General features: G+C 69.8%; 19 protein-coding genes. 14 read left to right on the forward strand and 5 right to left on the reverse strand.

All coding sequences use genetic code 11. The annotated features are described in order from the left end of the window. Positions 1–102: 102 nt before the first annotated feature. Together ABD355_RS19630 and ABD355_RS19635 are read left to right on the forward strand one after the other, a co-directional pair. Positions 103–399: a DUF4193 domain-containing protein gene (locus ABD355_RS19630; RefSeq protein ID WP_005481602.1), complete on the forward strand. Its 297-nt coding sequence runs from the start codon at positions 103–105 to the stop codon at positions 397–399. Between the two features lie 13 nt (positions 400–412). Further along, the gene (locus ABD355_RS19635) at positions 413–1,336 is read left to right on the forward strand and encodes a hypothetical protein (RefSeq protein ID WP_344401770.1); all 924 of its coding nucleotides are present in this window, start codon (positions 413–415) and stop codon (positions 1,334–1,336) included. A gap of 6 nt (positions 1,337–1,342) precedes the next feature. On the opposite strand, the gene ABD355_RS19640 is transcribed toward ABD355_RS19635, so the two are convergent. Next, on the reverse strand, positions 1,343–1,807 hold the full coding sequence (locus ABD355_RS19640; protein ID WP_099931840.1) for a DUF3093 family protein: 465 nt from the start codon (positions 1,805–1,807) through the stop codon (positions 1,343–1,345). 58 nt (positions 1,808–1,865) lie between these two features. Here ABD355_RS19640 and ABD355_RS19645 point away from each other — a divergent pair, with 58 nt between their 5' ends. The 9 genes from ABD355_RS19645 (at position 1,866) to ABD355_RS19685 (ending at position 10,553) form a co-directional block, all read left to right on the forward strand. Further along, positions 1,866–2,450: a PaaI family thioesterase gene (locus ABD355_RS19645; protein ID WP_344401771.1), complete on the forward strand. Its 585-nt coding sequence runs from the start codon at positions 1,866–1,868 to the stop codon at positions 2,448–2,450. Further along, positions 2,447–2,998: a dUTP diphosphatase gene (gene dut, locus ABD355_RS19650; protein ID WP_344401772.1), complete on the forward strand. Its 552-nt coding sequence runs from the start codon at positions 2,447–2,449 to the stop codon at positions 2,996–2,998. The genes ABD355_RS19645 and dut overlap by 4 nt, the downstream gene beginning before the upstream one ends. Before the next feature lies 1 nt (position 2,999). Further along, complete coding sequence (locus ABD355_RS19655) at positions 3,000–3,761, forward strand: DUF3710 domain-containing protein (protein WP_344401773.1); 762 nt, start codon at positions 3,000–3,002, stop codon at positions 3,759–3,761. 224 nt (positions 3,762–3,985) lie between these two features. Then, a complete protein-coding gene (locus tag ABD355_RS19660; RefSeq protein WP_344401774.1) occupies positions 3,986–5,116 on the forward strand; it encodes an alginate lyase family protein in 1,131 nt (376 codons plus the stop codon). 72 nt (positions 5,117–5,188) lie between these two features. After that, positions 5,189–5,881 (forward strand): ABC transporter ATP-binding protein, encoded by a 693-nt coding sequence (locus ABD355_RS19665; protein WP_344401775.1) that lies wholly within the window; start codon positions 5,189–5,191, stop codon positions 5,879–5,881. A 122-nt stretch (positions 5,882–6,003) separates the two neighbouring features. Then, positions 6,004–8,550, forward strand: a complete 2,547-nt coding sequence (locus tag ABD355_RS19670; protein WP_344401776.1) for a DUF4118 domain-containing protein — start codon at positions 6,004–6,006, stop codon at positions 8,548–8,550. Continuing rightward, a complete protein-coding gene (locus tag ABD355_RS19675) occupies positions 8,547–9,233 on the forward strand; it encodes a response regulator (RefSeq protein WP_344401777.1) in 687 nt (228 codons plus the stop codon). Before ABD355_RS19670 ends, ABD355_RS19675 begins: the two co-directional genes overlap by 4 nt. A 156-nt stretch (positions 9,234–9,389) precedes the next feature. Further along, entirely contained in the window at positions 9,390–9,788 is a 399-nt protein-coding gene (locus ABD355_RS19680) for a single stranded DNA-binding domain-containing protein (protein ID WP_115909545.1), read from the forward strand. 3 nt (positions 9,789–9,791) lie between these two features. Then, positions 9,792–10,553 (forward strand): DUF3159 domain-containing protein, encoded by a 762-nt coding sequence (locus tag ABD355_RS19685; protein ID WP_344401778.1) that lies wholly within the window; start codon positions 9,792–9,794, stop codon positions 10,551–10,553. Positions 10,554–10,662: 109 nt separating this feature from the next. Here the strand turns inward: ABD355_RS19685 and ABD355_RS19690 are convergent, their stop codons facing one another. Together ABD355_RS19690 and ABD355_RS19695 are read right to left on the reverse strand one after the other, a co-directional pair. Next, on the reverse strand, positions 10,663–11,340 hold the full coding sequence (locus ABD355_RS19690) for a potassium channel family protein (RefSeq protein WP_099931848.1): 678 nt from the start codon (positions 11,338–11,340) through the stop codon (positions 10,663–10,665). Beyond that, positions 11,340–12,011, reverse strand: a complete 672-nt coding sequence (locus ABD355_RS19695) for a potassium channel family protein (RefSeq protein WP_030939613.1) — start codon at positions 12,009–12,011, stop codon at positions 11,340–11,342. Before ABD355_RS19695 ends, ABD355_RS19690 begins: the two co-directional genes overlap by 1 nt. A 382-nt stretch (positions 12,012–12,393) precedes the next feature. Here ABD355_RS19695 and ABD355_RS19700 point away from each other — a divergent pair, with 382 nt between their 5' ends. Both ABD355_RS19700 and ABD355_RS19705 read left to right on the forward strand, forming a co-directional pair. Next, positions 12,394–14,448, forward strand: coding sequence for an APC family permease (locus tag ABD355_RS19700; protein ID WP_344401779.1), 2,055 nt, complete (start codon positions 12,394–12,396; stop codon positions 14,446–14,448). Between the two features lie 91 nt (positions 14,449–14,539). Beyond that, complete coding sequence (locus ABD355_RS19705) at positions 14,540–15,868, forward strand: class I SAM-dependent RNA methyltransferase (protein WP_344401780.1); 1,329 nt, start codon at positions 14,540–14,542, stop codon at positions 15,866–15,868. 68 nt (positions 15,869–15,936) lie between these two features. Here ABD355_RS19705 and ABD355_RS19710 read toward each other — a convergent pair whose 3' ends face one another. Beyond that, a complete protein-coding gene (locus ABD355_RS19710) occupies positions 15,937–17,373 on the reverse strand; it encodes an endo-1,4-beta-xylanase (protein ID WP_344401781.1) in 1,437 nt (478 codons plus the stop codon). A gap of 521 nt (positions 17,374–17,894) precedes the next feature. On the opposite strand from ABD355_RS19710, the gene ABD355_RS19715 reads away from it, so the two are divergent. After that, a complete protein-coding gene (locus ABD355_RS19715; RefSeq protein ID WP_344401782.1) occupies positions 17,895–19,319 on the forward strand; it encodes a non-reducing end alpha-L-arabinofuranosidase family hydrolase in 1,425 nt (474 codons plus the stop codon). Between the two features lie 234 nt (positions 19,320–19,553). Here the strand turns inward: ABD355_RS19715 and katG are convergent, their stop codons facing one another. Further along, positions 19,554–21,743 carry a catalase/peroxidase HPI gene (katG, locus tag ABD355_RS19720; RefSeq protein ID WP_344401783.1) on the reverse strand — a complete coding sequence of 730 codons (2,190 nt, stop codon included), beginning with the start codon at positions 21,741–21,743 and terminating at the stop codon, positions 19,554–19,556. Positions 21,744–21,760 lie beyond the last annotated feature (17 nt).

A 21,760-nucleotide genomic window follows, 5' to 3' on the forward strand; every position in this document is an offset into this window, starting at 1 on the left:
TTGATGTGAGGCAAAATCTCCGCCTCGGGTCGGGCACAAGTCCGGCCTCTCACGCGTTACGTGCGCTGGAGACACCGCAGACACCCAGAGGGGGAGAGCGACATGGCAACGGATTACGACACCCCACGCAAGACCGACGACGACGTCGACTCGGACAGCCTTGAAGAGCTCAAGGCCAGGCGTAACGACAAGTCGACCTCCGCTGTGGACGTCGACGAGTTCGAGGCCGCAGAAGGCCTGGAGCTGCCCGGCGCGGACCTCTCGAACGAGGAGTTGGCCGTCCGGGTGCTGCCGAAGCAGCAGGACGAGTTCACCTGCATGAGCTGCTTCCTGGTGCACCACCGCAGCCAGCTGGCCCGCGAGAAGAACGGTCAGCCGATCTGCCGCGACTGCGACTGAGGCCGGGTCGGCCGTGACCGGCTCGACCCCTCCTTGGAAGCGCCGCTCCCTTTTGCCGGGAGCGGACGAAGGGCCGCCCGGCGGCCCTCACGGCGCGCGTGACGACGAGCGGGGCCCATCCGGTGCGACACCGGGTACGACAGGGCCCACAGGATCGGCCTCGCTCGAACCGGCGGCCGGCCGGGTTGACCTCCCGGCCCCGCCGCGGACACGCGTGCCCGGCGCCAGACGGGCCGCGGTGATCCGCGACAAGGCCAGGGAAGGCGTCCGCAGGAGCGGCAGCGCCGCCAGGGCGGGCCTGGCGTATGTCGCGGACCGGATCATCGAGAACGCCCCGCGGATCCCCGTCCGAGACCTCGCGGCGCTCCGCAGACAGTTCCCGGGGCTGGGGCCCGAGCAGCTCGCGGACAAGCTCGTGGCGGGTGCGGCGGCCGCCACCTCCACGGTCGGCGCGGGTATCGGAGCGGCGGCGATGCTTCCCGTACCGCCCGCGATGCCGACGGAATTGGCCGCCGAGATCACCGGGGTCGCGGCGATCGAGCTGAAACTGATCGCCGAACTCCACGAGGTCTACGGCGCACGCCCGCCCGGCAACCTCAAGCAGCGCAGCACCGCGTATCTCAACTCCTGGTCGGGAGAGCGCGGGATCGACGTGACCAAGCCGTCGACCGTGAGCTCCGCGCTGAACGGCCCCATGAAGCGCGAACTGCGTCAGCAGATCATGAAGCGCATGGTCCGCGACCTGCCGAACCTCATGCCCTTCATGGTGGGAGCCGCCGTGGGGGCGGTCATGAACCGCCGGGACACCAAGAGGCTCGCGGCGCGGATCCGGGCGGACCTGAGAAAGATCCAGGTGCCCTGGGACGCACTCGCCGGACTCCCGCCCCTGGAAGCCCCCGAGCGGCCGCTGGAGCTGGGGGAGGGCTCAGCGGGCTGAGCGGGGTTACGCCACGGCCTCCCTGGCCGTCCTCAGCGCCTGAGCCAGGCGCTCCGGCTCCCGCGTCGACAGGTACAGATACGGCGTCGGGTCCTCGGGATCGGTGACCTCCACGCGCAGCGCCGTGGGGATGTAGGCGCGCAGCAGGAGGAAGGCGCGGGTGTCGGCCTTGTAGGTGCGCCAGGCGCGTGCCTCCTCCGGATCCAGCACCTCCGCCTCGCCCAGCGCCGTCACCGGGATCTTCGCCTCGCCCGCGATCAGCGAGCCACCCACCACCCGGATGCGCACCGAGCCGTATGCGCTCGCCGCGACCGCCATCGCCGCCGTGCCGCCGACCAGGCCGCCGAGCAGCGGCAGGGTGCCGAAGGGCAGCAGGATCAGGGCGAAGGAGACACCCACCAGGAAGGAGATCAGCCACCACGAGCGGGGGGCGGTGAGGCGTTCTTCGTAAGGGGTGGCGGAGAGCTGCATGCAGCCAAGCTTGGCATGGTGTCCGGATTCGGTGGACGCGCGGGTAAGGTCTGCGGCTGTGAGTGGTACTTCCCCAGCTCTTCAGCCTCCCGCCGACGCGGTGAAACCGGTGCGGCATCCTGATGCTCCCGCGCCCGGTGAGCTGCTCGGTGCCCACTACGAACAGTGTTTCGGATGCGGCGGCGGGCAGCCCCACGGACTGCACCTGGAGGCGCGGGCCGGTGAAGGTGTCACGATCACCGCGGAGTTCACCGTCCAGCCCGCTCACCAGGGGGCGCCCGGACTGGCCCACGGCGGGGTGCTGGCCACCGCCCTGGACGAGACCCTCGGCTCGCTGAACTGGCTGCTCAGGACGATCGCCGTGACCGGACGGCTGGAGACGGACTTCGTGCGGCCCGTTCCGGTCGGGACGGTGCTGTATCTGGAGGCCGAGGTCACGGCGGTGGCGGGCCGCAAGATCTACTCGTCCGCCACCGGACGCATCGGCGGCCCGGACGGGCCCGTGGCCCTGCGCGCCGACGCGCTGTTCATCGAGGTGAAGGTCGACCACTTCATCGACAACGGCCGCCCGGAGGAGATCCGCGCCGCCATGGACGACCCGGACCAGAGGCGGCGCGCACGCGCGTTCGAGGTGAACCCGTGAGCCGTGACCCCGTGAACGTACCGATCCGGCGCGTCGACCCCGACGTACCGCTCCCGTCCTACGCACATCCCGGTGACGCGGGCGCCGATCTGCGGACCACCGAGGAGTGTGAACTGCAGCCGGGCGAGCGGGCCGTGCTGCCCACGGGGGTGTCGATCGCCCTCCCGGAGGGGTACGCGGCCTTCGTGCACCCGCGGTCCGGGCTCGCCGCCCACTGCGGTGTCGCCCTGGTGAATGCCCCGGGGACGGTTGATGCCGGGTACCGTGGGGAGATCAAGGTGATCGTGGTGAATCTCGACCCGCGCGAGGCCGTGCGGTTCGAGCGCTTCGACCGGATTGCCCAACTGGTCGTCCAGCAGGTCGAGAGGGTCCGCTTCCAGGAGGTCGCGGAGCTTCCCGGCTCGGCGCGGGCCGAAGGGGGCTTCGGGTCCACCGGAGGTCATGCGGCGGTGGCCGGAACGAGCAGCACAAGCGGTCAGGCCGCCGTGGGCGGCGCTACGGGTGGGAATCGATACGCTTCGGTCGTATCCGACCGGGAAGGACAGTGACGTGTTCGGACGTCGCAAGAAGAAGGGTGCCGCCGAGGACGCGGCCGGCGAGGCCGAGCAGGTCGTCGACTTTGTCGACACTGAGGCGGACGACGAAGAGGGCGAGCGTGAGCGCGTGAGGCTCGAGCCCGAGCCGCGGCCGGACGGGCCCTGGGACGACTCCGAGGTGCGCGATCCGGCCGAGGGCCGGGTGGACCTGGGCGGGCTGTTCGTGCCCGGCGTCGACGGCATGGAGCTGCGGGTCGAGGTGGCGGGCGACGCGATCGTCGCGGCGACCGTCGTGCTGCGCGACAGCGCCATCCAGCTGCAGGCCTTCGCCGCCCCCAAGCGCGAGGGCATCTGGGCCGAGGTGCGCGAGGAGATCGGCTCCGGCATCACCCAGCAGGGTGGCATCATCGACGAGGTCGAGGGCCCGCTGGGCTGGGAGCTGCGCGCCCAGGTGCCGGTGCAGCTGCCGGACGGCACGGGCGGTTTCCAGGTCGTGCGGTTCGTCGGTGTGGACGGTCCCCGCTGGTTCCTGCGCGGTGTGATCTCCGGCCAGGGCGCGGTGCAGCCGCAGGCGGCAGGCCTGCTCGAGCAGATCTTCCGGGACACGGTCGTGGTCCGCGGCGAGGGCCCGATGGCGCCCCGCGACCCGATCGTCCTGAAGCTGCCGAACGACGCCCAGATGGTCCCCGAGGGCGTCCAGCAGGAGGAGGGCTCGCGCTTCTCCGGCGGCATGGGGCAGCTGCAGCGCGGACCGGAGATCACCGAGGTCCGGTAGGCGCAGCTTGCGAAAAGGGCCGTACCCCAGGCGGGGTGCGGCCCTTTTTCGTATGTCCGCCCCTGACTTCGTGCGCGGACCCTTGACGGCGAATTGGTCTGTACCTACGGTCTCCGCTCAACGCCTGAGTTCATAGAGGCGCTCATCGTTCATATAAGAGAACGGATGGCCCCTAGATGCGCCGTACCGCATTCCTTACAACCGCCTCCGTGCTTGTCGTGTGCATGATCACCTGGCCCGCGGCCCGCCATGCCGACGCCGCCCCCGCCGCCTTCGTGCACCCCGGAGTCACCGTCTCCAAGGCGCAGTTGGACTTCGTGCGGACCCAGGTGAACGCGGGCGCCCAGCCCTGGAAGGGCGCCTTCGACCAGATGATGGCGAGCAAGTACGCCGACCTGAACCGCACGCCGAAACCCCGCGCGACCGTCGAATGCGGCTCCTACTCCAACCCCGACCACGGCTGCACGGACGAGCGCCAGGACGCGATCGCCGCGTACACCGACGCACTCGCCTGGTACATCACCCGCGACGACCGGTACGCCAAGAAGTCGATCGAGCTGATGGACGCCTGGTCCGCCGTGATCAAGGAGCACACCAACAGCAACGCGCCCCTGCAGACCGGCTGGGCGGGCTCCACCTGGCCGAAGGCCGCCGAGATCATCAAGTACACGTACACCGGCAGCTGGGCGAACTCCGGCCGTTTCGCGACCATGCTCCGCAACGTCTACCTCCCCGAGATCATCAACGGCTCCGACTCCAACGGCAATTGGGAGCTGTCCATGATGGAGGCCGCGGTCGGCATCTCCGTCTTCCTCGAGGACAAGGCGTCGTACGACAAGGCCATGGCGAAGTTCCGGACCCGTACCGCCGCCTATGTCTATCTCTCCTCGGACGGCGAGCTGCCCAAGACCGTGCCCGGACAGAACCTCGACACCAAGGCGAAGATCGTCGGCTACTGGCAGGGGCAGTCCACCTTCGTCACCGGGCTCACCCAGGAGACCTGCCGCGACTTCACCCACACGGGATACGGCATCTCCGCGATCTCGCACGTCGCCGAGACCAGCCGGATCCAGGGCCAGGACCTGTACGGCACCGACGTCGGCGAACGGCTGCGGCAGGCGCTCGGGTTCCAGGCCAAGTACCAGCTGGGCGCCGCCGTCCCCGGCTGGCTGTGCGGCGGCTCGCTCAAGCTCGGGCTCGGGCCCGTCACCGAGGTCGGCTACAACGCCCTGCACAACCGCCTCGGCATCGCGATGAGCAACACCCAGGCGCTGACCGAGCAGCAGCGCCCGGCCGGCACCAACAACCTCTTCGTCGCCTGGGAGACCCTCACCCACGGGGACGATCCGAACTGACCGACCGTTGAAGGGCCGGGCGCCGGGTGACCATACTGGGCGCCCGGCCGACGGCTGCACGGGGGAGGGCGCATGAGCCAGGTGGTCACCGAGACCATGGTGCGGGTCGAGAACGTCCACAAGTCCTACGGCCGGGGAGCGGCCGCCGTGCATGCCCTGCGCGGTGTCTCCTTCGAGGTGCCGCGCGGCGAACTCGTGGCCCTCAAGGGCCGCTCGGGGTCCGGCAAGACGACGCTCCTCAACATCGTCGGCGGACTGGACGTGCCGGACGAGGGGCGAGTGAGCGTCGACGGCCTCGACCTGTCGCAGCTCGGCGAGGACGGTCTTCTGGCCCTGCGGCGCGACCGCGTCGGCTTCGTGTTCCAGTCCTTCGGGCTGATCCCGATCCTCACGGCCGCCGAGAACGTCGGCGTGCCGATGCGGCTGCGCCGGGCCGAGGTGCGCGAGCGCGAGGAGCGCGTCGAGCTCCTGCTCGCCCTCGTCGGTCTCACCGACCACGCGGCACAGCGGCCCGGAGAGCTGTCCGGCGGCCAGCAGCAGCGGGTCGCCATCGCCCGCGCCCTCGCCAACAGCCCCTCGCTCCTCGTCGCCGACGAGCCCACCGGCCAGCTGGACGCCGAGACCGGGCACGCCGTCATGGAGCTGCTGCGGGCCGTCGTCGACAGCGAACAGGTCACCGCCCTGGTCGCCACCCACGACGCGACCCTGCTGGACCTCGCCGACCGGGTGCTGGAGCTGCGCGACGGGGAGATCGCCGAGGCCTGAGCGGTACGGCGTCAGAGTTCCGTCAAAGACCGCTCCGATGCCGCTGACGGGACCTTTTGTCGCGATTGCTGGCCGTAAGGTCGACGCTGCGTGGGCAGCAGGGACCGGAAGACAATGGGGCCATGGGACGCGGCAAGCTTCGGATCTACCTCGGTGCGGCACCGGGCGTCGGCAAGACGTACGCGATGCTCTCCGAGGCGCACCGGCGGGTGGAGCGGGGCACCGACTGCGTCGTGGCCTTCGTGGAGCACCACGGGCGCCCGCGCACCGAAGTGATGCTGCACGGCCTGGAGCAGGTGGCCCGCAAGGAGCTGGCGTACCGGGACGCGGCCTTCACCGAGATGGACGTCGACGCCGTCCTCGCCCGCAGCCCCCAGGTGGCCCTGGTGGACGAGCTCGCCCACACCAACGTCCCCGGCTCCCGCAACGCCAAGCGCTGGCAGGACGTGGAGGAGCTGCTCGCGGCCGGCATCGACGTCGTCTCGACCGTCAACATCCAGCACCTGGAGTCGCTCGGCGACGTCGTCGCGTCGATCACCAGCGTACGGCAGCGGGAGACCGTTCCGGACGAGGTGGTGCGGCGGGCGGACCAGATAGAGCTCGTCGACATGTCGCCCGAGGCACTGCGCCGGCGGATGGCGCACGGCAACATCTACCAGCCCGACAAGGTCGACGCGGCCCTGTCGAACTACTTCCGGCCCGGCAATCTGACCGCACTGCGGGAGCTCGCCCTGCTGTGGGTGGCGGACCGGGTCGACGAGTATCTGAAGCAGTACCGCAGCGACCACCGGGTGTCGAAGATATGGGGCTCGCGGGAGCGGATCGTGGTCGGGCTGACCGGCGGACCCGAGGGCCGCACCCTCATCCGGCGGGCCGCGCGCCTCGCCGAGAAGGGCGCGGGCGGCGAGGTGCTCGCCGTCTACATAGCCAGCAGCGACGGGCTGACGGCCGCCTCACCGAAGGAACTGGCCGTGCAGCGCACCCTCGTGGAGGACCTCGGCGGCACCTTCCACCACGTGGTCGGCGACGACGTACCGGCGGCGCTGCTCGCCTTCGCGCGCGGGGTCAACGCCACCCAGATAGTGCTCGGTGTCTCACGGCGCAAGAGCTGGCAGTACGTCTTCGGGCCCGGCGTCGGCGCGACGGTCGCCCGCGACTCGGGGCCCGACCTCGACGTCCACCTGATCACGCACGACGAGGCGGGCAAGGGCCGCGGGCTGCCGGTGGCCCGGGGGGCGCGGCTGGGCCGGTCGCGGATCATCGCGGGCTGGCTGGTCGGCGTGCTCGGCCCCGCGGTCCTCGCTGTGCTCCTGAACACCGTCCATCTCGGCCTCGCCAACGACATGCTGCTGTTCCTGGCGGTGACGGTCGCGGCGGCGCTGCTCGGCGGCCTGCTGCCCGCGCTGGCCTCGGCCGCGCTGGGCTCGCTGCTGCTGAACTACTTCTACACACCGCCCCTGCACCGCTGGACCATCGCCGACCCGAAGAACATCGTCGCCATCGTGATCTTCGTGGGTGTCGGCGTCTCGGTGGCCTCGGTGGTCGACCTGGCCGCCCGGCGCACCCACCAGGCGGCCAGGCTGCGCGCCGAGTCGGAGATCCTGTCGTTCCTCGCGGGCAACGTGCTGCGTGGCGAGACCGGCCTGGAGGAGCTCCTGGAACGGGTCCGCGAGACCTTCGGCATGGAGTCGGCGGCCCTGCTGGAGCGGGCCGGCGACCACGACCCGTGGACCTGCGCGGGCCGCGCCGGCCTCGGCCCCGCGGTGCGGCGGCCGGACGAGGCGGACGTCGACGTACCGGCCGGGGACCACATGGCGCTGGCGCTGACCGGGCGGGTGCTGCCCGCCGAGGACCGCCGGGTGCTGGCCGCGTTCGCCGCCCAGGCGGCCGTCGTACTGGACCGCCGGCGCCTCCAGGAGGAGGCCGAACAGGCCCGGACGCTGGCCGAGGGCAACCGCATCCGGACGGCGCTGCTGGCCGCCGTGAGCCATGACCTCCGTACCCCGTTGGCCGGGATCAAGGCGGCCGTGTCGTCCTTGCGCTCGGACGACGTGGCGTGGTCCGAGGAGGACCGGGCGGAGCTGCTGGAGGGCATCGAGGAGGGCGCGGACCGGCTCGACCACCTGGTGGGCAACCTCCTCGACATGTCCCGTCTGCAGACCGGCACGGTCACCCCGCTGATCCGCGAGGTCGACCTCGACGAGGTCGTACCGATGGCGCTGGTCGGAGTGCCCGAGGACAGCGTCGAGCTGGACGTGCCGGAGACCTTGCCCATGGTCGACGTGGACCCGGGCCTGCTGGAGCGGTCGGTGGCCAACCTGGTCGAGAACGCCGTCAAGTACAGCCCGCCGGACCGGGCGGTACTGGTCGCCGCCAGCGCCATCGCCGACCGGGTCGAGGTGCGCGTGGTCGACCGCGGACCCGGCGTCCCCGACGACGCCAAGGAGCGCATCTTCGAGCCCTTTCAGCGCTACGGCGACGCCCCGCGCGGAGCCGGCGTGGGCCTCGGGCTCGCCGTGGCGCGCGGCTTCGCCGAGGCCATGGGCGGCACCCTCAACGCCGAGGACACCCCCGGCGGCGGACTCAGCATGGTCCTCACCCTGCGCGCGGCGGGACCGCGCGCGCCCGAGCCTCTCCACCCGGCGGAACCCGAAAGGCAGGCCACATGACCCGTGTGCTGGTCATCGATGACGAGCCGCAGATCGTGCGCGCCCTCGTGATCAACCTCAAGGCGCGCAAGTACGAGGTCGACGCGGCCCACGACGGCGCGACCGCCCTGCAGCTCGCCGCCGCCCGCCACCCCGACGTGGTCGTCCTCGACCTGGGCCTGCCCGACATGGACGGCGTCGAGGTGATCCGCGGGCTGCGCGGCTGGACCCGCGTGCCGATCCTGGTGCTGTCCGCCCGGCACACCTCCGACGAGAAGGTCGAGGCCCTCGACGCCGGCGCCGACGACTACGTCACCAAGCCCTTCGGCATGGACGAACTGCTCGCCCGGCTGCGGGCCGCCGTCCGCCGCGCCGAGCCGGTCGGCGCCGGCGAGGACGACGTGACCACCGTGGAGACCGAGGAATTCACCGTCGACCTGGCCGCGAAGAAGGTCAACCGGGGCGGCAAGGACGTACGGCTGACGCCCACCGAGTGGCATCTGCTGGAGGTGCTGGTGCGCAACACGGGCCGGCTGGTGAGCCAGAAGCAGCTCCTCCAGGAAGTGTGGGGTCCGTCATACGGGACCGAGACGAACTACCTGAGGGTGTACATGGCCCAGCTGCGCAGGAAGCTGGAGGCGGACCCGTCGCACCCTGAGCACTTCATCACTGAGCCTGGGATGGGCTACCGCTTTGAGAGGTGAGCTGCGCGGCGGGCCGGGGGCCCGGGGGTTGTCCCCCGGGAGATGCAGCATCACTGCGCCCGGGATGGGGTACCGGTTCGAGAGGTGAGGGGCGTCGGTTCGGGCGCCGGGGTCGCGGGTACGTAGCTGTCAGTGCACCCCGGTACGCTTCAGAGTATGAGTGCTGTTCCTCAATCCGAAAAGCCGGTGGGCCGGATCCGGCGCATGCTCGACCGGCTCTCCTCTTCGCAGGAGGACCTGGAGTCCGAGGAGCTGCGGGAGGACACCGAGACCGCCGGATGCACCCGGATCGGTGACTGTCACGACCGACAGATCGTTACGGTTACTGGTACCTTGCGCACGGTCACCCTGCGGCCGCGCGCGGGCGTACCGGCCCTGGAGGCCGAGCTGTTCGACGGCTCCGCCGCCCTGGACGTGGTGTGGCTCGGCAGGCGCTCCATCGTGGGCATAGAACCGGGGCGCAGGCTGATCGCATCGGGCCGCGTCTCGCTCAGCCGGGGCCGCCGGGTGCTGTTCAATCCGAAATACGAACTGAGACCCCTCGGACGGGAGTAGCCGGTGACGTCGCTCGACAAGCCGACCGAAGACACTCAAGCCGACGACGCCCGGGCGGTGACCGAGGCCGCCCTGTTCGAAGCGTTCGGCGGAGTGCGGGGCATGGTCGAGACGGTGCTGCCCGGCCTCCTCTTCGTCACCATCTTCACGATCAACAAGGACCTGCACTGGTCGGCCATCGCCGCCCTCGCCGTGTCCCTGCTGCTCGTGGTGGTCCGCCTGGTCATGCGGGACACCGTCAAGCACGCGTTCAGCGGTGTCTTCGGTGTCGCCTTCGGTGTCGTCTTCGCGATGATGACGGGCAATGCCAAGGACTTCTACCTCCCCGGCATGCTCTACACGCTGGGCCTGGCACTGGCGTACATCGTCACGACGCTGTGCGGGGTGCCGCTGCTCGGACTGATCCTCGGGCCGGTGTTCAAGGAGAACCTCTCCTGGCGGACGCGCAATCCGGGGCGCAAAAAGGCGTATGCGAAGGCCAGTTGGGCCTGGGGGCTCATCCTGCTCGCCAAGTGCGCGATTCTCTTCCCGCTGTACTGGTGGGCGAACACGGCGCAGTTGGGCTGGGTGCTGGTCGCGCTGAAGATTCCGCCGTTCCTGCTGGCCGTGTGGCTCACCTGGGTGTTCCTGGCGAAGGCGCCCGCGCCGATCGATGTGTTTGCGGAGATGGAGGCGGAGGAGCGGGCCGAGAAGGAGCGGGCCGCTGCGGATTCCGCTGCCGCGGGGGCTGAGGCGAGTGGCGGGCGGCACCGTCGGGAGGCGTAGTCCCTGGGGGCTGCGCCCCCAGACCCCCGCTTTCGGCCTGACGGCCTCGTCCTCAAACGCCGGACGGGCTGAAATGACAGGGCGCCCCCGCTTTCAGGGGCGCCCTTCGTCAGCTCGCCGTGTCCTCGCGCCGTACCGAGAGCAGGTCCTCCAGCTGTTCCTCCCGGGCCTGGGCGGCGACGAACAGGAGTTCGTCGCCCGGCTCCAGGGAGTCGTCGCGGGACGGGGTGAGGACTCGGGTGCCGCGGATGATGGTGACCAGAGAGGTGTCCTCGGGCCACTCCACGTCGCCGACCTGGGTGCCGGCCAGGGCCGACTCCTCCGGCAGCGTCAGCTCCACCAGGTTCGCGTCGCCGTGGCTGAAGCGCAGGAGGCGTACCAGGTCGCCGACCGAGACCGCTTCCTCGACCAGGGCCGACATCAGACGGGGGGTCGAGACCGCCACGTCGACGCCCCAGGACTCGTTGAAGAGCCACTCGTTCTTGGGGTTGTTGACGCGCGCCACGACACGCGGGACGCCGTACTCCGTCTTCGCGAGGAGCGAGACGACCAGGTTCACCTTGTCGTCGCCCGTCGCGGCGATCACCACGTTGCAGCGCTGGAGCGCCGCCTCGTCCAGCGAAGTGATCTCGCAGGCGTCGGCCAGCAGCCACTCCGCCTGCGGGACGCGCTCGACCGAGATGGCGGTCGGCGCCTTGTCGACGAGCAGGACCTCGTGGCCGTTCTCCAGCAGCTCGCCCGCGATCGAGCGGCCGACCGCGCCGGCACCGGCAATGGCGACCCTCATCAGTGACCGCCCTCCTCTTCGGGACCCTTGGCGAAGGACGCCTCGACCTTGTCGACCTCGTCGGTGCGCATCATCACGTGCACCAGGTCGCCCTCCTGCAGCACCGTCTGCGAGCTGGGCAGGATCGCCTCACCGAGCCGGGTCAGGAACGCCACGCGGACGCCCGTCTCCTCCTGCAACTTGCTGATCTTGTGGCCGACCCAGGCGGCGGAGGCATGCACCTCGGCCAGCTGGACACCGCCGGTGGGGTCGCGCCAGAGCGGCTCGGCGCCCGAGGGCAGCAGACGGCGCAGCATCTGGTCGGCCGTCCAGCGGACCGTGGCGACGGTGGGGATGCCGAGGCGCTGGTAGACCTCGGCACGACGCGGGTCGTAGATACGGGCTGCGACGTTCTCCACGCCGAACATCTCGCGGGCCACCCGCGCGGAGATGATGTTCGAGTTGTCTCCGCTGGACACGGCGGCGAAGGCACCGGCCTCCTCGATGCCGGCCTCGCGCAGGGTGTCCTGGTCGAAGCCGATCCCGGTGACCCGACGGCCGCCGAATCCCGGCCCGAGGCGGCGGAAGGCCGTGGGGTCCTGGTCGATCACTGCGACCGTGTGCCCCTGTTGCTCCAGGGTCTGGGCCAGCGCGGAACCCACTCTTCCGCAGCCCATGATGACGATGTGCACGACCGTCCTTCCGGTGTCAAGAGTTACTGCTCAGCCACATCAGGGTCTCAGACAGACGCCCAAGCTACACACGCGCGTAGGACGTCGGCACCCCTGTGCACGGTTGCCGTGCCGCGTGTGACCTCAGCGACGGCTGATGCTGCGGACGCTGGCAAGAGTCAGGATTCCGAGGCCGACGAGGGCCGCCGCGGCGCCGATCAGCTCTGCGGTGGCATGCATGGAACCTCCAAGGGGCGGCAACTGGGGCGGAGATTGTCATATAGGCATGAGGGCGTGACGACCTGCGGAATCCGTCGCCGGAGCCCCCTTTGTTTTCACTCGGAGGGCAGATGGGTGGGGGAGGGTGGTTGGGTGCCCGTTCGAACGCCTACGATTACCTGTTGTGTCCAAACTGACCGACGTGCCCAAACGGATCCTGATCGGGCGCGCACTGCGCAGTGACCGGCTGGGCGAAACGCTCCTGCCGAAGCGCATCGCCCTCCCCGTCTTCGCCTCCGACCCGCTGTCCTCCGTGGCCTACGCCCCGGGAGAGGTGCTGCTGGTCCTGTCCATCGCGGGCGTGTCGGCGTACCACTTCAGCCCCTGGATCGCCCTCGCGGTCGTCGTGCTGATGTTCACCGTGGTCGCGTCCTACCGGCAGAACGTGCATGCCTACCCCAGCGGCGGCGGCGACTACGAGGTCGCGACCACCAACCTGGGCGCCAAGGCGGGCCTGACCGTGGCCAGCGCCCTGCTCGTCGACTACGTCCTCACCGTCGCCGTGTCGATCGCGTCCGGCATCGAGAACCTCGGCTCCGCGATCCCGTTCGTGGTCGAGCACAAGGTGCTGTGCGCCGTCTCCGTGATCGTGCTGCTGACGTTGATGAACCTGCGCGGCGTGAAGGAGTCCGGCAAGCTCTTCGCGATTCCGACGTATGTGTTCGTCGGCGGCGTGTTCATCATGATCGCGTGGGGTGCGTTCCGCGGGCTGGTGCTCAACGACACCATGCGGGCGCCGACGGCGGGCTACACGATCAAGGCCGAGCACCAGGGACTGGCCGGTTTCGCGCTGGTCTTCCTGATGCTGCGGGCCTTCTCCTCCGGCTGTGCCGCGCTCACCGGTGTCGAGGCGATCTCCAACGGTGTGCCGGCCTTCCGCAAGCCCAAGTCGAAGAACGCGGCGACCACGCTGGCCGCGATGGGTCTGCTCGCCGTCACCATGTTCTGCGGGATCATCGTCCTCGCCCTGACGACCAAGGTCCGCATGGCCGAGAACCCGGCCACCGACCTGCTCAAGCACGGCGTGGCGATCGGCTCCGGCTATGTGCAGAACCCGGTGATCACCCAGGTGGCCGAGGCCGTCTTCGGCAAGGGCAGCTTCCTGTTCGTGGTGCTCGCCGCGGCCACCGCCCTGGTCCTGTTCCTGGCCGCCAACACCGCCTACAACGGCTTCCCGGTGCTCGGCTCGATCCTCGCCCAGGACCGCTATCTGCCCCGCCAGCTGCACACCCGCGGCGACCGCCTGGCGTTCTCGAACGGCATCGTGCTCCTCGCGGGCGCGGCCACCCTGCTGACCGTGATCTACGGCGCCGACTCGACCCGGCTGATCCAGCTGTACATCGTCGGCGTGTTCGTGTCCTTCACGCTCAGCCAGACCGGCATGGTCCGGCACTGGAACCGCCATCTGGCCGTCGAGAAGGACGTCGCCACGCGCCGCCACATGATGCGCTCCCGCGCGATCAACGCCTTCGGCGCCTTCTTCACCGGCCTGGTGCTGGTCGTGGTCCTGGTCACCAAGTTCACGCACGGCGCCTGGGTCGCCCTGCTCGGCATGGTGATCTTCTACGCGACGATGACCGCGATCCGTAAGCACTACGACGGCGTGGCCGCGGAGATCGCGGCGCCCGAGGGCCCGAGCGACGACAGCGTACGGCCCTCCCGCGTCCACTCGGTCGTCCTGATCTCGAAGATCCACCGCCCCACGCTGCGCGCCCTCGCCTACGCCAAGCTGATGCGCTCGGACAGCCTGGAGGCGCTCACCGTCAACGTCGACGCGGCGGAGACCAAGGCGCTGAAGGAGGAGTGGGAGCGGCGCGGCATCGACGTCCCGCTGAAGGTGCTCGACTCGCCGTACCGCGAGATCACGCGGCCGATCATCGAGTACGTCAGGGGCCTGCGCAAGGAGTCGCCGCGGGACGCGGTGTCCGTGATCATCCCCGAGTACGTGGTCGGCCACTGGTACGAGCATCTGCTGCACAACCAGAGCGCTCTCAGGCTCAAGGGCCGGCTGCTGTTCACGCCGGGCATCATGGTGACGTCCGTGCCCTACCAGCTGCAGTCCTCGGAGGCGGCGAAGAGCAGGGCCCGCAAGCGGCAGGAGTGGAACGCGCCGGGCTCGGTGCGGCGCGGTCCGGCCCAGGAGGGCCGGCCGAAGGAGCCCTCGGGCTCCCAGGGCTGACCCACGTCGGTCAACGGCCGGACGACACCCACGTAGACTGGTGGGCTGTTGTCCGGCCGTTTCCCTTTCGATGTTGTGGAGTCACCCCGCCATGCAGGCAGAACCGAAGAAGTCGCTGGTCGGGGAGGAGTACGAGGTCGAGATCGGCCCCGTCGCCCACGGCGGGCACTGCATCGCCCGTACCGCCGAGGGCCAGGTGCTGTTCGTCCGGCACACGCTGCCCGGTGAGCGGGTCGTGGCGAGGGTCACGGAGGGCGAGGAGGGGGCCCGGTTCCTGCGCGCGGACGCCGTCCAGGTCCTTACGGCCTCCAAGGACCGCATCGAGGCGCCCTGCCCCTACGCCGGCCCCGGCCGCTGCGGCGGCTGCGACTGGCAGCACGCCAAGCCGGGGGCACAGCGGCGGCTGAAGGGCGAGGTGCTCGCCGAGCAGCTGCAGCGGCTCGCGGGTCTGACGCCCGAGGAGGCCGGCTGGGACGGCACGGTGATGCCGGCCGAGGGCGACAAGCTGCCCGCGGGCGAGGTGCCTGCCTGGCGGACGCGGGTGCAGTACGCGGTGGACGCCGAGGGCCGTGCCGGTCTGCGCCGGCACCGCTCGCACGAGGTCGAGGCGATCGACCACTGCATGATCGCGGCCGAGGGCGTCAGCGAGCTGGGCATCGAGAAGCGTGACTGGGCGGGCATGGCGTCGATCGACGCCATCGCTGCGACGGGGTCGCAGGACCGGCAGGTGATCCTCACGCCGAAGCCGGGCGCCCGGCTGCCGATCGTCGAGCTGGACAAGCCGGTGTCCGTCATGCGGGTGGAGGAGAAGGACGGCGGGGTGCACCGCGTCCACGGCCGCCCCTTCGTCCGGGAGCGCGCGGACGGCCGTACGCACCGGGTCGGCAGCGGCGGCTTCTGGCAGGTCCACCCGAAGGCCGCCGACACGCTGGTGACCGCGGTCATGCAGGGCCTGCTGCCGCGCAAGGGCGAGATGGCACTCGACCTGTACTGCGGCGTGGGCCTGTTCGCGGGCGCCCTGGCCGACCGGCTCGGCGACAAGGGCGCGGTCCTCGGCATCGAGTCGGGCAAGCGGGCCGTCGAGGACGCCCGGCACAACCTCGCCGACTTCGAGCGGGTGCGGATCGAACAGGGCAAGGTCGAAGCGGTACTGCCGCGCACCGGAATCACCGAGGTCGACCTCATCGTCCTGGACCCCCCACGCTCGGGTGCCGGCCGTCAGACGGTGGCCCACCTGTCGTCCCTGGGCGCCCGCCGCATCGCATACGTGGCTTGCGACCCGGCGGCGCTGGCGCGGGACCTGGCGTACTTCCGGGACGGCGGCTACCGGGTGCGGACGCTGCGGGCGTTCGACCTGTTCCCGATGACGCATCACTTGGAGTGCGTGGCGATTCTGGAGCCGGTGGCGAAGGGCGCCTGACCTGCCGGTCCGCAGCGAGGGCCGCCGCCTTCACGGCGGCGACCCCGGTCCCCGGGCGTGACGCACCCTCAGGTGCGGGTCCAGTGCTGGTTGGTGCCGTTCGAGCAGGAGTAGAGCTGGATCAGGGTTCCGTTGGCGGTGCCGGCTCCGACGGCGTCGAGGCACAGTCCGGACTGGACGCCGACGATGGAACCGTCGGAGCCCAGGCGCCACTTCTGGTTGTCGCCGCCCCAGCAGCTGTAGATCTGCACCTTGGTGCCGTTGCCCGTGCCGGCGGCGTCCAGGCACTTGTTGCCGTAGACCCTGAGTTCACCGGCGTCGGTGAGCGTCCACTGCTGGTTGGTGGCGCTGTTGCAGTCCCACAGCTGGACCTGGGTGCCGTCGGTGGTACTGGCGTTGGGCACGTCCAGGCAGCGGCCCGAGCCGACGCCCTTGATCTGTCCGCCTCCCGTGGGGGGAGGCGTGGTGGTGGAGCCACCGTTGAGCGCGTTGAGGACCGCGGTGTAGGCGGGCTTCTTGCTGCCGTCGCCGTTGAACAGCAGCGGCGTGTCCCCCGAGCGCCAGGAGTCGCTGTCGCGCACGCCCCAGACGGTGATGCCGAGGCAGCGCGAGACGGCCAGGCAGTCGTTGGTCACGTTGGCGTAGGTTGCGGACGAGGCGCCCTGGATGTCGAGTTCGGTGATGGCCACGTCGACGCCGAGAGCGGCGAAATTCTGCAGTGTGGTGCGGAAGTTGCTGTTGTAGGGGCTGCCGCTGTTGAAGTGCGACTGGAACCCGACGCAGTCGATCGGCACACCGCGCTGCTTGAAGTCGCGGACCATGTTGTACACGCCCTGGGTCTTGGCCCAGGTCCAGTTCTCGATGTTGTAGTCGTTGTAGCAGAGCTTGGCCGCAGGGTCGGCGGCCCGAGCGGTGCGGAAGGCGACCTCGATCCAGTCGTTGCCGGTGCGCTGGAGGTTGGAGTCCCGGCGGCCGCCCGAACCGTCGTCCGCGAAGGCCTCGTTGACGACGTCCCACTGGGCGATCTTGCCCTTGTAGTGGGCCATCACGCCGTTGATGTGGTCGATCATCGCCTGGCGCAGTGAGCTGCCGCTGAGGCTCTGCATCCAGCCGGGCTGCTGGGAGTGCCAGGCGAGCGTGTGGCCGCGCACCTTCTTGCCGTTCTGCACGGCCCAGTTGTAGACCCGGTCGCCGGCGGTGAAGTTGAACTGGCCCCGCTGCGGCTCGGTGGCGTCGATCTTCATCTCGTTCTCGGGCGTCACCATGTTGAACTCGCGGTTCGCGATGGTCGTGTAGGCCGAGTCGCCCAGCCTGCCCGAGGCGATGGCGGTGCCGAAGTAGCGGCCGCTCTGTGCCGCCGCGGCGCCCAGCGTGTTGCCGGCGGCGTGGGCCTTCGGCGGCGCGACCAGTGCGGTGACCAGACCGAGGACGCCGACGACCAGGGCCAGGAGCAGGCCGGGGGTCTTCCGGTGGATGACGGATCTGGGAAGGGCGTACGAGCCCATGACTGTTCCTCCGGGGGTTGAGATCACGGATGGACTGAAGTGCAGGGGGAGCGCAGGGGACTGCGTCTCCGCCCACGTCGTGCGCACCTCACCGGAACGGAAGGGGTGACGTGCCGTGCGGCACGCATCGCCCAGTCAGGGATGATTGGCGGGTTGACCGTGGATCGTCAATAGTCTTCGCAGAAGAAATTTCCGATTGACTTCCGAAACATTCGGAATCGGGGTGATCATCCCGTCGCCGCAATGGCCTCCAGCGATTGCATGACGGGTGGCATGGGAATTCCCTGCGTCACGCGTAAAAGTCGACTCGGCGTGGACCGTCCGGCGCATTGCAGCTCGAAAGATTTCGACGGTCATGGCGATACATGCGAGAGGTATTGACGCCGTTCAACGGCTCTCTATCATTCGGGTTGCTCGACCCTTCGGTCCTTGTTCGACCTAGCGAACATTCCGACGTCTCCTCGTCGTATATGTCATGAACCCGACAAACATCGAACGCTCCCGAGTCTGAGGAAGTGTCCATGCGCAGAATGAGGTTCAGTCGCAGGCATCGGTCCATGGCGCTCGCCGCCGTGATCGCGGCCCTGTCCGCGCTGGCAGCGATGCTCGTCGCCGGCCCGGCTCAGGCGGCCTCCAGCGGCGCCCTGCGTGGTGTCGGTTCCGGCCGGTGTCTCGACGTGCCGGGGGCCAGTCAGACCGACGGCACGTCTGTGCAGCTCTACGACTGCTGGGGTGGGACCAACCAGCAGTGGACGTCGACGGACGGCAACCAGCTCACCGTGTACGGCAGCAAGTGCCTGGATGTTCCGGGCCATGCCACCACGGCCGGTACCCGGGTGCAGATCTGGACCTGTTCCGGCGGGGCGAACCAGCAGTGGCGGGTGAACGCCGACGGCACGGTCGTCGGCGTGGAGTCCGGGCTGTGCCTGGAGGCCGCGGGCTCGGGCACGGCCAACGGCACGGCGGTGCAGATCTCGACGTGCAACGGCGGCAGCAACCAGAAGTGGACCGGCCTGTCCGGGACGACGACCCCGCCGAACGGCACGTGTGCTCTTCCGTCGACGTACCGGTGGACGTCGACCGGTGCGCTGGCGCAGCCGGCGAACGGGTGGGTCTCGCTGAAGGACTTCACCACCGTGACGTACAACGGCAAGCACCTGGTCTACGCGTCGAACGTGTCGGGATCGTCATACGGCTCGATGGCGTTCAGCCCCTTCACCAACTGGTCCGACATGGGGTCGGCCCGCCAGACCGGGATGAGCCAGGCCGCGGTGGCTCCCACGCTGTTCTACTTCGCGCCCAAGAACATCTGGGTGCTGGCCTACCAGTGGGGCGCGTGGCCCTTCATCTACCGCACATCGAGCGACCCCACCAACCCCAACGGCTGGTCCGCGCCGCAGCCGCTGTTCACCGGCAGCATCCCGGGCGCCGCACCGATCGACCAGACCCTGATCGCCGACGGCCAGAACATGTACCTGTTCTTCGCCGGTGACAACGGCAAGATCTACCGGGCGAGCATGCCGATCGGGAACTTCCCGGGCAACTTCGGCTCGTCGTACACGACGGTCATGAGCGACACGGTGAAGAACCTGTTCGAGGCTCCGCAGGTCTACAAGGTCCAGGGCCAGAACCAGTACCTCATGATCGTCGAGGCCCGCGGTGCGAACGAGCAGCGCTACTTCCGCTCTTTCACGGCCTCCAGCCTGAGCGGTTCGTGGACCCCGCAGGCCGCCACCGAGTCCAACCCCTTCGCGGGCAAGGCCAACAGCGGGGCCGGCTGGACCAACGACATCAGCCACGGCGACCTGGTCCGCAACAACCCCGACCAGACCATGACCATCGACCCCTGCAACCTCCAGTTCCTCTACCAGGGCAAGTCCCCCACCGCGAGCGGCCCCTACGACCAACTGCCCTGGCGGCCGGGCGTCCTGACCCTGCAGCGCTGAACCCGCCCGAGCACCGCGCCGGCGGCCGGCCTCATCCGGATGAGGCCGGCCGCCGCCTGCACTGCCCTGCGCAGCGCCCCCAGCACCCTGGACACCGGAGACCCCTCGACCGTCCGGCGGCGCTGCACCTGACGGCGGGCGTGCGGCCGTAAACGGCGACGTCCGGGCCGCCCCCTGCGGGACGGCCCGGACGTCAGTGGCCCTGCTCGGTGACCGAGCCGGTGACCGTGCGGATCAGGCGATGTCGAAGCGGTCCGCGTTCGACACCTTGACCCACGCCGCGACGAAGTCGTTCACGAACTTCTCCTTCGCGTCGTCGGCCGCGTAGACCTCGGCGAGCGCGCGGAGCTCGGAGTTCGAGCCGAAGACCAGGTCGGCACGGGTGCCGGTCCACTTGACCTCGCCGGTCGCGTCGTCACGGCACTCGAAGACCGTCTGGTCCTCGGAGACCGGCGACCACGTGTGGCCCAGGTCGAGCAGGTTGACGAAGAAGTCGTTCGTCAGCTTGCCGGGGGTGTCGGTGAAGACGCCGTGCGCGGTCTGCTGGTAGTTGGCGCCGAGGACGCGCAGACCGCCGACGAGGACGGTCAGCTCGGGGGCGCTCAGGCCCAGCAGGTTGGCCTTGTCGAGCAGCAGGTACTCGGCCGGCAGGCGGTTGCCCTTGCCCAGGTAGTTGCGGAAGCCGTCGGCGGTGGGCTCGAGCGCGGCGAAGGACTCCGCGTCGGTGTGCTCCTCCGTGGCGTCCACCCGGCCCGGGGTGAAGGGCACCTCGATGTCGTGACCGGCGTCCTTGGCGGCCTTCTCCACGGCGGCGGCGCCACCGAGGACGATCAGGTCGGCCAGGGAGACCTTCTTGGCACCGGTGTTGAACTCGGCCTGGATGCCCTCGAGGACACGCAGCACCTGAGCCAGCTGGTCGGGCTCGTTGACCTCCCAGCCGGCCTGCGGCTGCAGGCGGATACGGGCGCCGTTGGCACCGCCGCGCTTGTCGCTGTTGCGGTACGTCGAGGCCGACGCCCACGCCGTGGACACCAGCTGGGCCACGGACAGACCCGACTCCAGCAGCTTGGCCTTGAGCGCCGCGACATCGGCGGCGTCGATGGGCTCACCCTCGGCCTCCGGCAGCGGGTCCTGCCACAGCAGGGTCTCCTCCGGGACCTCCGGGCCGAGGTACAGGGACTTCGGGCCCATGTCACGGTGCGTCAGCTTGTACCAGGCGCGGGCGAAGGCGTCAGCGAACTCCTCCGGGTTCTCGTAGAAGCGGCGCGAGATCGGGCCATAGATCGGGTCGAAGCGCAGCGAGAGGTCGGTGGTGAGCATCGTCGGGAGCTTCTTCTTCGACGCGTCGTGGGCGTCGGGGATGATCGCCTCGGCGTCCTTCGCGACCCACTGCTTCGCGCCGGCCGGGCTCTCGGTGAGCTCGTACTCGTACTCGAAGAGGTTCTTGAAGAACCCGTTGCTCCACTGGGTCGGCGTGGCGGTCCAGGTGACCTCCAGGCCGGAGGTGATCGCGTCGCCGGCCTTGCCGGAGCCGTAGGTGCTCTTCCAGCCGAGGCCCTGGGCCTCGATCGGCGCGGCCTCGGGGTCGGCGCCGACGTGGTCGGCCGGGCCCGCGCCGTGGGTCTTGCCGAAGGTGTGGCCACCGGCGATGAGGGCGACGGTCTCCTCGTCGTCCATCGCCATGCGGCGGAAGGTCTCACGGATGTCGCGGGCCGCGGCGATCGGGTCCGGGTTGCCGTTCGGGCCCTCCGGGTTGACGTAGATCAGACCCATCTGGACCGCGCCGAGCGGGCTCTCCAGCTCACGGTCGCCGGTGTAGCGCTGGTCGTCGAGCCAGACCTTCTCCGGACCCCAGTAGACGTCCTCCTCCGACTCCCAGACGTCCTCACGGCCACCGCCGAAGCCGAAGGTCTTGAAGCCCATGGACTCCAGCGCCACATTGCCCGCGAGGATCATCAGGTCGGCCCAGGACAGGCTCTTGCCGTACTTCTTCTTCACCGGCCACAGCAGACGGCGGGCCTTGTCCAGGTTGCCGTTGTCCGGCCAGCTGTTCAGCGGGGCGAAGCGCTGCTGACCGGCGCCGGCGCCGCCACGGCCGTCGCTGATGCGGTAGGTGCCCGCGCTGTGCCAGGCCATACGGATCATGAACGGGCCGTAGTGCCCGAAGTCGGCCGGCCACCAGTCCTTGGAGTCCGTCAGGATCGCGGCGATGTCCTGTTTCACGGCCGGCAGGTCGAGGCTCTTGAACGCCTCGGCGTAGTCGAACTCCTCACCGAGGGGGTTCGCCACGGCAGGGTTCTTGGCAAGGATCTTCAGGTTGAGCCGCTCCGGCCACCACTGGCGGTTTCCGCCGCCCTGGGTCGGGTGCAGAGCGCGATCGTGCGCCACCGGGCACTTCGCTTCAGCGGCGTTGTTCTCAGACATGGGAATCCTTCCGGGGT

The sequence above is a fragment of the Streptomyces longisporus genome, from assembly GCF_039532765.1.
Lineage (GTDB): Bacteria > Actinomycetota > Actinomycetes > Streptomycetales > Streptomycetaceae > Streptomyces > Streptomyces longisporus.